At 69.9% G+C, this 13,714-nt stretch carries 13 protein-coding genes; 6 read left to right on the top strand and 7 right to left on the bottom strand.

Translation table 11 applies throughout. From position 1 onward, the window contains the following. Positions 1 to 40: 40 nt before the first annotated feature. Genes meaB through U5K29_08925 form a run of 3 tightly spaced genes read right to left on the bottom strand, consistent with a single transcriptional unit; the run spans position 41 to position 3,888 of the window. Positions 41 to 1,018: a methylmalonyl Co-A mutase-associated GTPase MeaB gene (gene meaB, locus U5K29_08915; protein MDZ7678661.1), complete on the bottom strand. Its 978-nt coding sequence runs from the start codon at positions 1,016 to 1,018 to the stop codon at positions 41 to 43. Beyond that, positions 1,019 to 3,163, bottom strand: a complete 2,145-nt coding sequence (scpA, locus tag U5K29_08920; protein MDZ7678662.1) for a methylmalonyl-CoA mutase — start codon at positions 3,161 to 3,163, stop codon at positions 1,019 to 1,021. A gap of 38 nt (positions 3,164 to 3,201) precedes the next feature. Continuing rightward, positions 3,202 to 3,888, bottom strand: a complete 687-nt coding sequence (locus U5K29_08925; protein MDZ7678663.1) for a hypothetical protein — start codon at positions 3,886 to 3,888, stop codon at positions 3,202 to 3,204. Between the two features lie 128 nt (positions 3,889 to 4,016). Between U5K29_08925 and U5K29_08930 the strand changes: the two genes are divergently transcribed. Both U5K29_08930 and U5K29_08935 read left to right on the top strand, forming a co-directional pair. Continuing rightward, positions 4,017 to 4,571: an RDD family protein gene (locus U5K29_08930; GenBank protein ID MDZ7678664.1), complete on the top strand. Its 555-nt coding sequence runs from the start codon at positions 4,017 to 4,019 to the stop codon at positions 4,569 to 4,571. Between the two features lie 17 nt (positions 4,572 to 4,588). Then, the gene (locus U5K29_08935; protein ID MDZ7678665.1) at positions 4,589 to 5,239 is read left to right on the top strand and encodes an SDR family oxidoreductase; all 651 of its coding nucleotides are present in this window, start codon (positions 4,589 to 4,591) and stop codon (positions 5,237 to 5,239) included. Positions 5,240 to 5,252: 13 nt separating this feature from the next. Here the strand turns inward: U5K29_08935 and U5K29_08940 are convergent, their stop codons facing one another. Next, positions 5,253 to 5,444 (bottom strand): biotin/lipoyl-containing protein, encoded by a 192-nt coding sequence (locus U5K29_08940; GenBank protein MDZ7678666.1) that lies wholly within the window; start codon positions 5,442 to 5,444, stop codon positions 5,253 to 5,255. Next, positions 5,426 to 7,042 (bottom strand): acetyl-CoA carboxylase biotin carboxylase subunit, encoded by a 1,617-nt coding sequence (locus U5K29_08945; protein ID MDZ7678667.1) that lies wholly within the window; start codon positions 7,040 to 7,042, stop codon positions 5,426 to 5,428. The genes U5K29_08940 and U5K29_08945 overlap by 19 nt, the downstream gene beginning before the upstream one ends. Before the next feature lie 12 nt (positions 7,043 to 7,054). Here U5K29_08945 and U5K29_08950 point away from each other — a divergent pair, with 12 nt between their 5' ends. Then, positions 7,055 to 7,855, top strand: a complete 801-nt coding sequence (locus U5K29_08950; GenBank protein MDZ7678668.1) for a biotin--[acetyl-CoA-carboxylase] ligase — start codon at positions 7,055 to 7,057, stop codon at positions 7,853 to 7,855. Between the two features lie 11 nt (positions 7,856 to 7,866). Here U5K29_08950 and U5K29_08955 read toward each other — a convergent pair whose 3' ends face one another. Continuing rightward, positions 7,867 to 8,703: an aminotransferase class IV gene (locus U5K29_08955; protein ID MDZ7678669.1), complete on the bottom strand. Its 837-nt coding sequence runs from the start codon at positions 8,701 to 8,703 to the stop codon at positions 7,867 to 7,869. Positions 8,704 to 8,763: 60 nt separating this feature from the next. Between U5K29_08955 and U5K29_08960 the strand changes: the two genes are divergently transcribed. From U5K29_08960 to U5K29_08970, 3 genes are read left to right on the top strand one after another with little or no spacing between them, the layout of a single operon-like run. Continuing rightward, positions 8,764 to 10,236 carry an LCP family protein gene (locus tag U5K29_08960; GenBank protein ID MDZ7678670.1) on the top strand — a complete coding sequence of 491 codons (1,473 nt, stop codon included), beginning with the start codon at positions 8,764 to 8,766 and terminating at the stop codon, positions 10,234 to 10,236. Positions 10,237 to 10,258: 22 nt separating this feature from the next. Next, positions 10,259 to 11,533, top strand: coding sequence for a UDP-glucose/GDP-mannose dehydrogenase family protein (locus U5K29_08965; protein MDZ7678671.1), 1,275 nt, complete (start codon positions 10,259 to 10,261; stop codon positions 11,531 to 11,533). Beyond that, the gene (locus tag U5K29_08970) at positions 11,533 to 12,474 is read left to right on the top strand and encodes a UDP-glucuronic acid decarboxylase family protein (GenBank protein ID MDZ7678672.1); all 942 of its coding nucleotides are present in this window, start codon (positions 11,533 to 11,535) and stop codon (positions 12,472 to 12,474) included. Before U5K29_08965 ends, U5K29_08970 begins: the two co-directional genes overlap by 1 nt. Positions 12,475 to 12,478: 4 nt before the next feature. Here the strand turns inward: U5K29_08970 and U5K29_08975 are convergent, their stop codons facing one another. Further along, positions 12,479 to 13,702, bottom strand: coding sequence for a glycosyltransferase family 4 protein (locus tag U5K29_08975; GenBank protein MDZ7678673.1), 1,224 nt, complete (start codon positions 13,700 to 13,702; stop codon positions 12,479 to 12,481). Positions 13,703 to 13,714: the final 12 nt, after the last annotated feature.

Here is a 13,714-nt window from a genome sequence, read left to right on the forward strand (position 1 = left end):
TCTCGTCGGTGGGTCGGGCAGCGTCACAGACTACTGCCGGTCAGATGCCGGCTTGACCGAGGATCTGGCGGGCACCGGCGGCCGGGGTGAGCTCGCCCCGCGACACCGCCGCCTCGGCGGCCTCGACGGCCGCGGCCACCCGGGGGTCACCCAGCAGCCGGTCGTGCAGCTCCTGGCGGACCTCGTCCCACATCCACGCGGTCGCCTGCCGGGCACGACGCCGGGTGCGTTCGCTCGCGGCCTCGGCCTCGCCGGCCAGCGCCACGATGGCATCCCACACCTCGGCGATCCCGTGGTTGGCCAGAGCCGACGCGGTGAGCACCGCGGGCGCCTCGCCGTCCCATCGGGGGCGCATGAGCCCGAGGGCGTTGCGGTAGTCGGCGGCGGTGCGGTTGGCGGCGTCGGCGAGCTCGCCGTCGGCCTTGTTGACCACCACCAGGTCGGCCAGCTCCATGATCCCCCGCTTGATGCCCTGCAGGTCGTCGCCGCCTCCGGGGGCCACCAGCAGGAGGAACTCATCGACCAGGTCGGACACCGCGGTCTCGGACTGGCCGACCCCCACCGTCTCGACGAAGACCACCCCGAAGCCGGCGGCCTCGCACAGCAGCATCGCCTCGCGGGTGCGGCGAGCCACCCCGCCGAGGGTGGCTCCGGCGGGGGAGGGGCGGATGAACGCGGCATCGTGGCGAACCAGGTCGACCATGCGGGTCTTGTCGCCCAGGATCGACCCGCCCGAACGGCGGCTCGACGGGTCGACGGCCAGCACCGCCAGCCGGTGATCGAGGCCGACCACGTGCAGCCCCAACACCTCGATGAAGGTCGACTTGCCCACCCCGGGGCTGCCGCTGATGCCCACGCGTGTGGCGTCGCCCGTGTGGGGGAGCAGCGCGTCGAGCAGGGCGATGGCCCGGTCGCGGTGGTCGGGGCGGGTGGATTCGACCAGCGTGATGGCCCGCGCCAGGGCCCGCCGGTCGCCCGCCACGATCTCCCCGGCCAGGTGGTCGACGGTCTCGCCCACTCAGGCTGCCGAGGGCTGCTCGCGGATGAGGCGGATGACCTCGCGGGCCGCCTCGGGGATGTTGGTGCCGGGACCGAACACCGCGGCGACACCGGCGGCCCGGAGCATGTCGTAGTCCTGGGGAGGGATCACCCCGCCGCAGACGACCAGGACGTTGGACGCACCGAGCGTGTTCAGCTCGTCGATGAGCTGTGGCACCAGGGTCTTGTGCCCCGCTGCCTGGCTCGACACGCCGATGACGTGCACGTCGTTCTCGACCGCGTCGCGGGCGGCCTCGGCGGGGGTCTGGAACAGCGGGCCGACGTCGACGTCGAAGCCGAGGTCGGCGAACGCGGTGGCGATCACCTTGGCGCCGCGGTCGTGGCCGTCCTGGCCCATCTTGACCACCATCATGCGGGGCCGGCGGCCCTGGTCGGTGGCGAAGCCCTCGATGTCGGCCTGCACCGCGGTGAAGCCCTCGTCGTCGTCGTTGTAGGCCGACCCGTACACACCCGAGATGCTACGGATCTCGGCACGGTGGCGCCCGAACACCGACTCCATGGCGTCGGACATCTCACCCACGGTGGCCCGGGCCCGTGCCGCCTCGACGCACAGGGCCAGCAGGTTGGCGTCGCCCCGTGCTCCCTCGGTGAGGCGTTCCAGTGCGGCCCGGCACGCATCGTCGTCGCGGGTGGCCCGCACCTTCTCGAGCTTGGCGAGCTGCTGGCGGCGCACGTCGGTGTTGTCGATGTCGAGCACGTCGACCATCTCGGGGTTCTCGGGTCGGTACCTGTTCACCCCGACCACGACCTCCTCGCCCCGGTCGATGCGGGCCTGGCGGCGGGCGGACGACTCCTCGATGCGCAGCTTGGGCATGCCCGACTCGACGGCCCTGGTCATCCCGCCCAGCTCCTCGACCTCTTCGATGAGCGCCCATGCCTTGTCGGCGAGATCGTTGGTGAGGGCCTCGATGTAGTACGAGCCGCCCAGGGGATCGACCACGTTGGGGATCCCGGACTCCTCGGCGATGACGAGCTGGGTGTTGCGGGCGATGCGGGCCGAGAAGTCGGTCGGCAGCCCCAGCGCCTCGTCGAAGGCGTTGGTGTGCAGGCTCTGGGTGCCGCCGAGCACGCCCGCCATGGCCTCGATGGTGGTGCGGATCACGTTGTTGTACGGATCCTGCTCGGTGAGCGACACCCCCGAGGTCTGACAGTGGGTCCGCAGCATGAGCGACGCCGGGTTCTGCGGATCGAACTCGGACATCACCCGGGACCACAGCAGCCGGGCCGCCCGAAGCTTGGCCACCTCCATGAAGAAGTTCATGCCGATGGCGAAGAAGAAGCTCAGACGGGGAGCGAAGGCGTCGACGTCGAGCCCGCGGGCCTGTGCGGTCCGGACGTACTCCATGCCGTCGGCGATGGTGAAGGCCAGCTCCTGGTCCGCCGTCGCCCCGGCCTCCTGCATGTGGTAGCCCGAGATCGAGATCGAGTTGAACCGGGGCATGTGCTCGGCCGTGTAGCCGATGATGTCGGCGACGATCCGCATGCTGGGTTCGGGCGGGTAGATGTAGGTGTTGCGGACCATGAACTCTTTGAGGATGTCGTTCTGGATGGTCCCCGAGAGCTGGGCGTGGTCGACCCCCTGCTCCTCGCCGGCGACGATGTAGGAGGCCAGCACCGGCAGCACCGCGCCGTTCATGGTCATCGACACACTCATCTGGTCGAGCGGGATGCCGTCGAAGAGGATCTTCATGTCCTCCACCGAGTCGATCGCCACCCCGGCCTTGCCGACGTCGCCCACCACCCGCTCGTGGTCGGAGTCGTACCCCCGGTGCGTGGCCAGGTCGAACGCCACCGACACGCCCTGCTGGCCGGCTGCCAGGTTGCGGCGATAGAAGGCGTTGGACTCCTCGGCGGTGGAGAACCCGGCGTACTGGCGGAGGGTCCACGGTCGGTTGGTGTACATCGTGGCCCGCACGCCACGCACGAACGGCTCGAAGCCCGGCAGGGTGTCGACGTGGTCGAGCCCAGCGGTGTCGGAGCCGGTGTAGAGCGGCTTGACCGGGATGCCCTCGGGTGTCTGCCAGGTCAGCTCGTCGAGCTCGCGACCGCGCAGCTCCTTGGCCGCGAGGGCCTCCCAGTCGTCCACACTCGGCTGTTCGCTCATGGCTCGATGCTACGTCCGGTCGGCGGCCGGCTCGAATCTCAGCCGACGCGGTCCATCCAGGCTGTTCCACCCTCGACCTGGATGCTCATCCGGTCACCCTCGCACTCGAAGGTGCCGGCGCCGCCCATCAGGTCGGTCTGCATGCCCTCGACCGGTGGCATGGTCATGGTCTGGCCGCCCACCGTGGCCGTGGCCTCGACCGTGGAGTTCGATTCGACCTCGGTCATGGAGAAGCTGCCGTCGTCGCCGGCGGTGTAGGTGCCGTGATCGACGCCGTCGCGGACGATCGTGGCCTCGCCCGATGGGTTCGTCATCACGGCGTTGATCGTCCACTGGTCGTAGGTGGTGGTGACGCTTCCATCGGCACGGAGCTCGATGGTGACGGGGCCGGTCACGCTCTCGACGGTCATCTGGCCCTCGGCCATCGACTCCATGGTCTCGGCGAAGGCATCGTTGTCGCTCACCCAGGTGCCGATCACGCACTCGGCGCCGCTGGCCACCTCGGGTTCGGTGGTGGTCGTCGTCGGCTCGGCCGTGGTGGTGGTCGTGTCGTCGGTGTCCTCGTCGTCGTCGGTGTCGGGGGCGTCGTCAGTGTCGGCCTCGCTGGTGCCGTCGTCGCCGGCACCCACCGCTGCGGGATCGTCGTCGTTGCCGCACGCGGCGAGGAGCATCATCAGGGCCGCGAGCACGGCGATGAACCAACGATGTCGGGGGGTGTTGCTCATGGGGTGGATGCCTCTGTCGGGTCGTGGGTGTGTGGTTCTTCGATCATCTTGTCGGTTGGGGCGGCCTTCGGTTACATCGTCTCGTGGTTGGACGTCGTGACCCGCACGCCCGGTAGCCTCGGGCGGACATGGCCACCGACGATCACCCCGATGTTCCCGAACCCGACGACACCTGGTCCGACGACCCGCCCGCCGACGACGCCGAGTGGGAGATCGACGAGCTCCCCGAGTCGGGGCCCGGATCTCTCGCCCCCATCTGGGCCCGCGGCCTCGCCCGAGTCATCGACCTCTTCATCGTCGGCCTCGCCGGGTCGCTGGTCGCCCAGGTCTCGGGCCTCATCGAGGTGGTCGACGACGAGGTGGTCTCCCAGAACCCCACGCTGGCCATCCTGATCCTGCTGGTGGTGTGGGCCCTCTACGAGGTCACCGGCACCGCCAGCGGGGGTCGCACCGTCGGCAAGCTCATGCTCGGGTTGCGCATCCGCAGCACAGAGGTCGACCAGGCGCCGCCACCGAGCAAATCGCTGGTCCGCTGGCTCCTCCCCGCCATCGCGCTGCTGCTGCCCATCGCCGGACTGCAGCTCGCGGTCCTGTTGATCGTGTACTTCTCCGCGGTCACCAACCCGAGGTACCAGGGCTTCCACGACCGCTTCGCGAACACCCTCGTCGTCCGCAACCGCTGACCCTCGTTCGCCACACGATGGACGTCGTCATCGCCGGTGGGCACGGACAGATCGCCAGACTCCTCACCCGTCGCCTCGCGGGCGACGGCCACCGCGTCCGTGGCCTCATCCGCAACCCCGGTCACACGCCCGACCTCGAGGCCGACGGTGCCGAGCCGGTGGAGTGCGACCTCGAGACAGCGGGCGACGACGAGCTCGACTCCGCGGTGGCCGGAGCCGACGCCCTCGTGTTCGCCGCCGGGGCGGGACCGGGGTCGGGAGCCGAGCGCAAGGAGACCGTCGACCTCGGTGGTGCGGTGCGCACCATCGAGGCGTGTCGCCGCAACGGTGTCGCCCGCTACGTCATGGTCAGCGCCATGGGCACCGACGAGCCACCACAGGACGATGCCGTCTTCAGCGTCTACCTGCGGGCCAAGGCCCACGCCGACGAGGCCCTGCGCGGGTCGGGCCTCGACCACACGATCGTGCGGCCGGGACGGCTGACCGACGATCCGCCCACCGGCCGGGTGCAACTCGCCCGCCACGTGGAGCGGGCCGAGATCAGCCGAGCCGACGTGGCCCACGTGCTGGCTGCCGTGCTCGACGAGCCGGCCACCATCGGCCACACCTTCGAGGTGGTCGGCGGCGACACCCCGATCGACGAGGCGTTGCAGGGCCTGGTGGGCTGACCCGGTGGCGGGGTCAGTCGATCTCGATGACGATGTCGCCGGCGCCGACCGAGTCGCCGACGGCGACCTTCACGGCGCTGATCGTGCCCGCCTTCTCGGCGGTGATGTTGTTCTCCATCTTCATGGCCTCGAGGACGATGACCGGCTGGCCGATCTCCACCTCCTGGCCCTGTTCGACCAGCACCTTCACGATCGTGCCCTGCATGGGGACGGTGACCTTGCCCGCGTCGGCCGCGCCGCCACCGCCGTGGGCGCTGGCTGTCCGCTTGGGCCGGGACCCGGCCTTCTTGGCTCCCAGAGGCGGCCGGGCGCTGCCATCTGGCTCTCGGGGACGAACACCGCCACCGAGAAGCGTCGGCCGTTGACCTCGACGTCGACGTCGCGGCGCACCTTGGGCTCGGGGGGCTCCTCACCCTCGGTCGGTGCCGGGGTTGGCGGTGCCGCCGTGGCGGACAGGTCGAGGACCTCCTCGACCCACTTGGTCGAGTGCTCAGTCGTCGCGAAGTCGTCGTGGGACAAGATGGCCACGTGCGCGGGGGTGGTGGTGGCCACGCCTCCAACGTTCAGCTCCGAGAGGGCCCGCAGCATGCGCAGCCGTGCCGTCTCGCGGTCCGAGCCCCACACGACGAGCTTGCCGATGAGGTTGTCGTAGTACTGGCTGATCTCGTCGCCGGCCTCGTATCCGCCGTCCCAGCGAACCCCGAACCCCTGGGGGACCGTCAGCGCGGTGATGCGTCCCGGCGAGGGCGAGAAGGCGCCGCCGGTGGGATCCTCGGCGTTGATGCGGCACTCGATGGCGTGACCCCGCAGGTCGATGTCGGCCTGGCTGAAGCTCAACGGTTCGCCGGAGGCGACCCGGATCTGTTCGCGAACCAGATCGATGCCTGACACCAGCTCGGTGACGGGGTGCTCGACCTGGAGCCGGGTGTTCATCTCGAGGTAGAAGAACTCGCCGTCCTGGTAGAGGAACTCGACGGTGCCGGCGTTGACGTAGTTGCAGCCCTCGGCGACCTTGACCGCGGCCTCGCCCATGGCCTGGCGGATCTCGGGGGGAAAGGCGGGGGCGGGAGACTCCTCGACCAGCTTCTGGTGGCGCCGCTGGGCCGAGCAGTCACGCTCGCCGATCCACACGCAGTTGCCGTGGGTGTCGGCGATGACCTGCATCTCGATGTGGCGGGGCCAGGTCAGGTACCGCTCCATGTAGCACTCGTCGCGACCGAAGTAGGCGAGCGCCTCGCGTTTGGCCGACTCGAGGGCATCCTCGACCTCGTCGGGGCCGCGAACGACCTTCATGCCTCGCCCGCCACCGCCGTAGGCAGCCTTGATGGCGACCGGCCACCCGGACTCGGTGCCGAAGGTCCGAACCTGCTCCGGTTCGGTGATCAGCTCGGTGGTACCGGGCACCCCGGCGACGCCGACCTTCTCGGCGGCGAGCCGAGCCGAGATCTTGTCGCCCATGACCTCGATGGCCTCGGGCGGCGGGCCGATCCAGGCAGTGGTGCCGGACTCGATGATGGCTCGGGCGAAGTCGGCGTTCTCGGAGAAGAACCCGTAACCGGGGTGCACCCCGTCGGCTCCGCTGCGCTCGATGGCGTCGAGGATGGCCTCGGTGTTGAGGTAGCTCTCGGTGGCGGTCTGGCCTCCGAGGGCGTAGGCCTCGTCGGCGAGGCGGACGTGTAGGGCGTCGCGGTCGAGCTCGGAGTACACGGCCACCGTCGCGATGCCGAGCTCACGGCAGGCACGGATGACACGGACAGCGATCTCGCCACGATTGGCGATGAGGATCTTGGACAGCACCTCCATATGGTTACAGCTATGCCGGGGGATCACGCCAAAAGAGCGCTCGAAAGTTCTCGGTTCGCCGATCTGCGGTGGGTCGGATCCACCGGCTCGACCAACGCCGACCTGCTGGCGCTGGCGGCCGAGGGTGCCGCCGACGGGGTGGTGCTGGTGGCCGATCATCAGACGGCGGGCCGTGGCCGGATGGGACGCAGCTGGGAGGCGCCGCCGGGTTCGTCGCTGCTGTGCTCGATCCTGCTGCGTCCCGACATCCCCGTGGCGATGCTGCAGCTGATCTCGCTGGCCACCGCAATGGCCGCGTCCGACGCTTGCGACACCGTTGCCGGTGTGCGGCCCCGCCTCAAGTGGCCCAACGACCTCATGGTCGAGGGATCCGACGGCGAGGAGCGCAAGGTGGCCGGCATCCTCGCCGAGTCGAGCCTCAAGGCCGACGGGGTCGCGGCGGTGGTCGTCGGCATGGGGCTCAACGTCAACTGGCCCGACGCGCTGCCCGACGAGCTGGCCTCCATCGCCACCTCGCTCAACCACCACGCGGGTCGCGAGATCGATCGGGAGGAGTTGTTGGTCGCCCACCTGCGCGGCCTCGAGACCATGCTCTCCCAGCTCGGCACCGCCGAGGGGAGCGAGGCGCTGCTGCTCCGCTACCGCCACCTGTCGTGCACCCTCGGCCGGATGGTCCGGGTCGAGCTCTCGTCGGGGGCGCTCACCGGTCAGGCGAGCGACCTCACCCCCGACGGACATCTGCTGGTCGAGCTTGCCGGCGAGCTGGTCCCGGTCGCCGCGGGCGACGTCGTTCACCTTCGCCCCGCCACCTGAACCGCCCCGGATCAGGGGTCGAGGTCGCTGCGCATCAGCTCGGACAGCGCCGCGGCGGCGGCCTCGGTGAGCGGCCCGGGGCACTCGCGCAGCCCGATGCCGTCGACCGAGGCGATGGCCTGCACGTCGCGGGTCGACGAGGTGAGGAACGCCTCGTCGGCGTCGAAGAGCACATCGAGGGGCAGGTCCTCCTCGACGGCGTCGGTGACCTCGAGGACGAGGTCGCGGGTGATGCCGGCCAGGGGACCGGCCGACAGCGGTGGGGTGACGAGCCGCCCTTCGATCCCGACGAAGATGTTGGTCCCGGTGCCCTCGCAGAGGTTGCCGGCGGTGTTGGCGAAGATGGCCTCGCTGGCATCCGCCGCGGCGGCACGGGCCAGGGCCATCACGTTCTCGGCATAGGACGTGGTCTTCAACCCGGTGAGGGCTCCGCGCTCGTTGCGGGTCCACTCGACGGTCATGACGTCGGTGCCCTGCTCGCTGTGAGCCAGCTCGCTCACGGCCAGCAGCAGGGTGGTGCCCTCGTCGCCCCGGTTCGAACCCATCGGCCCGGGTCCGCCCGTGAGGGTGATGCGAAGGCGTCCGCCGTCGACGCCGTTGGCCTCGATCACCTCGGCGGCAGCGGCGCGCACCAGATCGGCGTCGGGGACCTCGAGCCCGAGCGCGGTGGCCGAGCGCTCGAGACGGCGCAGGTGGCGGCTCATCGCGAACGGCACGGTCCCGACGATCTTGAGCGTCTCGAACACGCCGTCGCCCACGGTCATCCCGTGGTCGAACGGTGAGATCCTGGCCTCGTCGGTGGGGAGCACCTGCCCGTTGATCCACACCTTGTCGGTCGAGTTGGTCATGGCCCGATCCTAGGAGCCGCCGCGGTGAGCGGCCGCGGGTCTCGTTGGTACGCTGGACCGGTGCGGTCAAGCCCATCACGGGTGCGCGGGCGACGAACATGGCCCCAACGCCTGCTCCTCGCCGTCAACGTGGCCCTGGTGCTCGTCGCCCTCGGGGCGGCAGCGCTGCTGGGCTACGGCTACGAGAAGGCCGGCAGGTTCCCGCGGATGGCGCTGTCGGGGGTGCTGGCCGAGGTCGAGGCCTCCTCGGGCGAGGGCGCCATGAACGTGCTGTTGGTCGGGACCGACACCGCCGAAGGGCTCGACCCGGATGATCCGGTGCTCGAGGGCCGGCCGGAGTCCAATGACCTGACCGACAGCATCATGATCCTGCGGATCGACCCTGCCGCCAACGACGCCGCGCTGCTGTCGATCCCCCGCGACCTGTGGGTGCCGATCGCGGGAACCGACCAGTCCAACAAGATCAACACCGCCTACTCGGTCGGTGGAGCGAGCGCGCTGATCGAGACGATCGACGACTACCTCGGCATCCCTGTGAACCACTTCGTGGCCGTCGACTTCGCCGGGTTCCAGCAGGTGGTCTCGGCCATCGGCGGGGTGGAGGTGTACTTCCCGCACCCCGCCCGCGACCAGGGCAGTGGCCTGTTCGTGCCCGAAGCCGGATGCCAGCTGCTCGACCCGGCCCAGGCGCTGGCGTACTCCCGTGCCCGCCACTACGAGAACCGGATCGACGGCCGCTGGGTCCCGGACCGCCAGGCCGATTTCGGGCGAATGCAGCGCCAGCAGGAGTTCATGCGCCGAGCGCTCAGCCGGGCGATCGACCGCGGCGCCCGCAACCCCGTCACCCTCAACGCCCTGCTGAACGCGGTCGACGGCGCCCTCGTCCTCGACGATCAGCTCACCACCGGCCAGATCGTCGACATCGCATCCGCCTTCCGCCTGTTCAACCCCGAGGAACTCAACAGCTACAGCCTCCAGGGGTACGTGTCGGACCAGATGATCCGGGGACAGTCGGCACTGGTGTTGCACGAAGCCGAAGCCGACCCCGTCCTCGACCTGTTCCGCGGCGAGCAGGGGCTGGACCCGACACCCGAGACGGTGCGGCTCCGGGTCCTCAACGGCAGCGGCGCCCCCGACCAGGCGTGGGACGTGGCCGAGTCGTTGCGGGCCGCAGGCTTCGGGGTCCCGATGACCGACAACCTCAGAGGCGACACCATCTCGCGGACCGAGATCCGCCATCACCCCGGGCAGCGTGCCTCGGCCGAGCTCCTCGCCCGGTACCTGGTCACCTCACCACGACTGGTGGAAGACCGCTCGCTGTCGTTCGTCCCCATCGAGCTGGTCACCGGCACCGACTTCCGTGGCGTCATCGAGCCCGACGATCAGAGCGATTCAGAGGGGTCGTCCGGGAGCGGCGGCACCGCTTCGACGAGCACGTCGTCGAGCAGTTCCACCACGACACCGTCGACCGCTCCTCCCAGCACCGATGATGAGGCTCCGGCCGACGAGTCCTCTCCGCCTCCCCGGTGCTGATGCGGCACTAACCTTGGCGCCCATGTCGGCAACCATCGCAGTCATCGGAACGGGCTATGTGGGCCTCACCACGGGAGCCGCGTTCGCCGCTCTGGGGCACACGGTGGTGTGCGCCGACATCGACGAGGACAAGATCCGCCGCCTCAACGACGGCGAGATCCCGATCGTCGAGGACGGCCTCGAGCGCCTGGTCCACGAGAACGTCAAGGCGGGCCGGCTCTCGTTCGTCGTCGGGGCCGCCAAGGCAGCAGCCGAGTGCGAGTTCTCCTACCTCTGCGTGCCGACACCCCAGGGGCTCGACGGGTCGGCCGACCTGTCGTTCATCGAGGCGGCAGCGGCCGAGATCGGTCCCGTGCTGCAACCCGAGTCGATCGTGGTCAACAAGTCGACGGTGCCGGTCGGATCGACGCGGGTCGTCGAACGGGCGCTGGGCCGCAGCGACGTGTTCGTGGTGTCCAATCCCGAGTTCCTCCGCGAAGGGTCGGCGGTCAACGACTTCATGAAGCCCGACCGGGTCGTGATCGGCAGCGACCACCAGGCGGCGGCCATCCGTGTGGCGTCGCTCTACATGGGCATCCCGGCACCGATCATGGTCACCGACCCCGCCTCGGCCGAGACGATCAAGTACGCCGCCAACGCCTTCCTGGCCACCAAGCTCTCGTTCGTGAACGCCGTGGCCGCGATCTGCGAGGCCGTGGGCGCCGATGTCGCCGACGTGATGTTGGGCATCGGCTACGACAAGCGCATCGGCCAGGACTTCCTCCAGCCCGGCCCCGGTTGGGGCGGAAGCTGTTTCCCCAAGGACACGCGGGCATTGGCCCACATCGCCGACGAGGCGGGGTACGACTTCCACCTGCTCAAGGGCGTGCTGGCGGTCAACGACGAGCAGTTCGAGCGCGTGGTCGACAAGATCGAGCGCCTGGTCGGCGGGAGCCTCGACGACACGACGGTGGCGGTGTGGGGGCTCACGTTCAAGGCCCGCACCGACGATCTGCGCGAGTCCCCGTCGCTCGAGATCATCGGCCGGCTGCGGGACCGTGGCGCCACCATCGTGGGCTACGACCCCGCGGTGCACCGCCAGCTCGACGGCATCACCGTGGTCGACGACCCGTACGCCGCGTGCGACGGAGCAGACGTGCTGGCGGTGCTGACCGAGTGGGACGAGTTCCGCTGGCTCGACTTCGACAAGGTGGCCGACCTGTTGACCGCACCCCGGGTCGTCGACGGGCGCAACCTGCTCGACTCGGCTGCGCTGAAGCGACGGGGCTTCACCTACGACGGCATCGGCCGCAGCTGATGGCCAGGGTGGTCGTCACCGGCGGGGCCGGTCTGCTCGGCTCCACCCTCATGCGCCGCCTGCTCGACCGGGGCGACGAGGTGGTGTGTGTCGACAACCTCATCACCGGATCCCACGACAACGTCGCCGCACTGGGGGGCCGGGGAGGGCTCGAGTTCGTGCGCCACGACGTATCGAGGCACTTCGAGATCGACGGTCCGGTCGACATGGTGATGCACCTGGCCAGCCCGGCGTCGCCCAAGGACTTCGGTGAGCTGCCCATCCAGATCATGAAGGTCGGTGGTCTCGGCACCCACAACACGTTGGGACTGGCGAGGGCGAAGGGAGCCCGCTACTTCCTGGCCTCCACCAGCGAGGTCTACGGCGATCCCCTGGTCCATCCCCAGCCCGAGACCTACTGGGGCAACGTCAACCCGGTCGGCCCACGTGGGGTGTACGACGAGGCCAAGCGCTTCGCCGAGGCCATGACCATGGCCTACCACCGCCACCACGACATCGACGTGCGCATCGCCCGCATCTTCAACACCTACGGCCCGGCCATGCGACTCGAGGACGGTCGCGTGGTGTCGAACTTCCTCGTCCAGGCGTTGCAGGGCCGGCCGCTCACCATCTACGGCGAGGGCACCCAGACCCGCAGCTTCTGCTACGTGGACGACGAGGTCGAGGGCCTCATCCGACTGGCCGACTCCGACCACGTCGGCCCCATGAACATCGGCAATCCCGACGAGTTCACCGTCCTCGAGCTGGCCGAGCTGGTTCGAGAGGTCGTCAACAGCGACAGCGAGATCGTCTTCGAGTCGCTGCCGGTCGACGACCCGGTCCAGCGCCGGCCCGACATCACCCTTGCCCGTGACGTGCTGGGGTGGGAGCCCAAGACCGCCCTGCGCGACGGGCTCGCTCGCACCGCCGAGGGGTTCGCCCGCCGGTTGGGCCAGGCCTGATCGTTCAGGAGCGGTCGATCAGCCCGTCGAACCGGGGGAGGGCCACGGTGTCGGAGTGGGCCTCGTCGAAGGCGCGCCGGGCGTTGGCCGAGAGACGGGCGTGCAGCGAGTCGTCGTCCCGGAGGCGACGCACCGCGTCGACCAGCCCGTCGACGTCGCCGTGGCGGAGCGAGAACCCGCAGTCGAAGCGCTCGATGGCGGCGTCGACGTTGGAGCGCGGCGGACCCACGTAGATCACGGGCCGTCCCATGCCGAGGCTGGCGTGGAGCTTCGAGGGGCTCATGACACCGAGGGCGTCGTCGTCGAGGGTGATGAGCGTGGCGCGTGCACCGGCCAGCACACCGGGTATCTCGGACTTGTCGAGGTAGCCGTGCAGCACCAGTGGCGCCCCGTGACCGGTCGACAAGGGAATGGCCGCGGCCTCCAGCTCGGCCCACCTCACCCCGCCGCCGACGAAGAGGAACGCATCACGCTCGGCATCGAGGTGGGCTGCCGCCGCGACCACCGTGTCGAACCGGTGCCCGGTGCCGGTGTTGCCGATGTAGGCCACGACCGAGCGTCCGGCCAGGTCGGCCTCGCGATAGCCCGCCCACGGCTCGACGGTGGCGTCGGCCGGGAACATCGACGACGGCTCCCAGTTGGGGATCACCGACGTGAGCGGTTTGCCCCTGCTGCCGTACTGGTCGACGAGGAGCTCGGCCATCGGTTCGTCGAGGGCGACCAGGTGGTCGAGACGCGGGTAGATCCACCGGTTGACACGCCGCAGCAGGTGGGAGACGGCGCCGGCAGGGTCGACCTGGTCGAAGCGCTCGGCTGCGTCGGGATACACATCCATGCTCCAGAGGATCACCCGGGTGCGCCGGCTGAACACCCGGGCCAGCATCGGTCCGGCCACGATGTAGGGCGGGGTGGTGAGCGAGACGATGACGTCCTGGCGGGGGAGCCCGATCAGCCGAACCAGCGCCCCCACGTGGAAGCCCAGGTAGCCGGCGAGGCGGGTGACCACGCTCGACTTGCCGCCGCCGGGTGTCGCCACCCTGATGACCCGGACCGGGTGGTCGGCATCGGTGCCGTTGGCGGTGCCACCCGAGGTGACATAGCTCGATCGCCCGGTGATGACGGTGACCTCGTCGCCCAGCTCGGCCCGGTGGTGGGCGAGCGACGCGGCGAGGTGAGCGGTGGGTGCCAGGTCGGGAGGGAAGAACTGGTTGATGATCGTGAGGCGCATGAGCGGCTGGGC

It is taken from the genome of Acidimicrobiales bacterium (assembly GCA_034521975.1).
GTDB lineage: Bacteria > Actinomycetota > Acidimicrobiia > Acidimicrobiales > SKKL01 > SKKL01.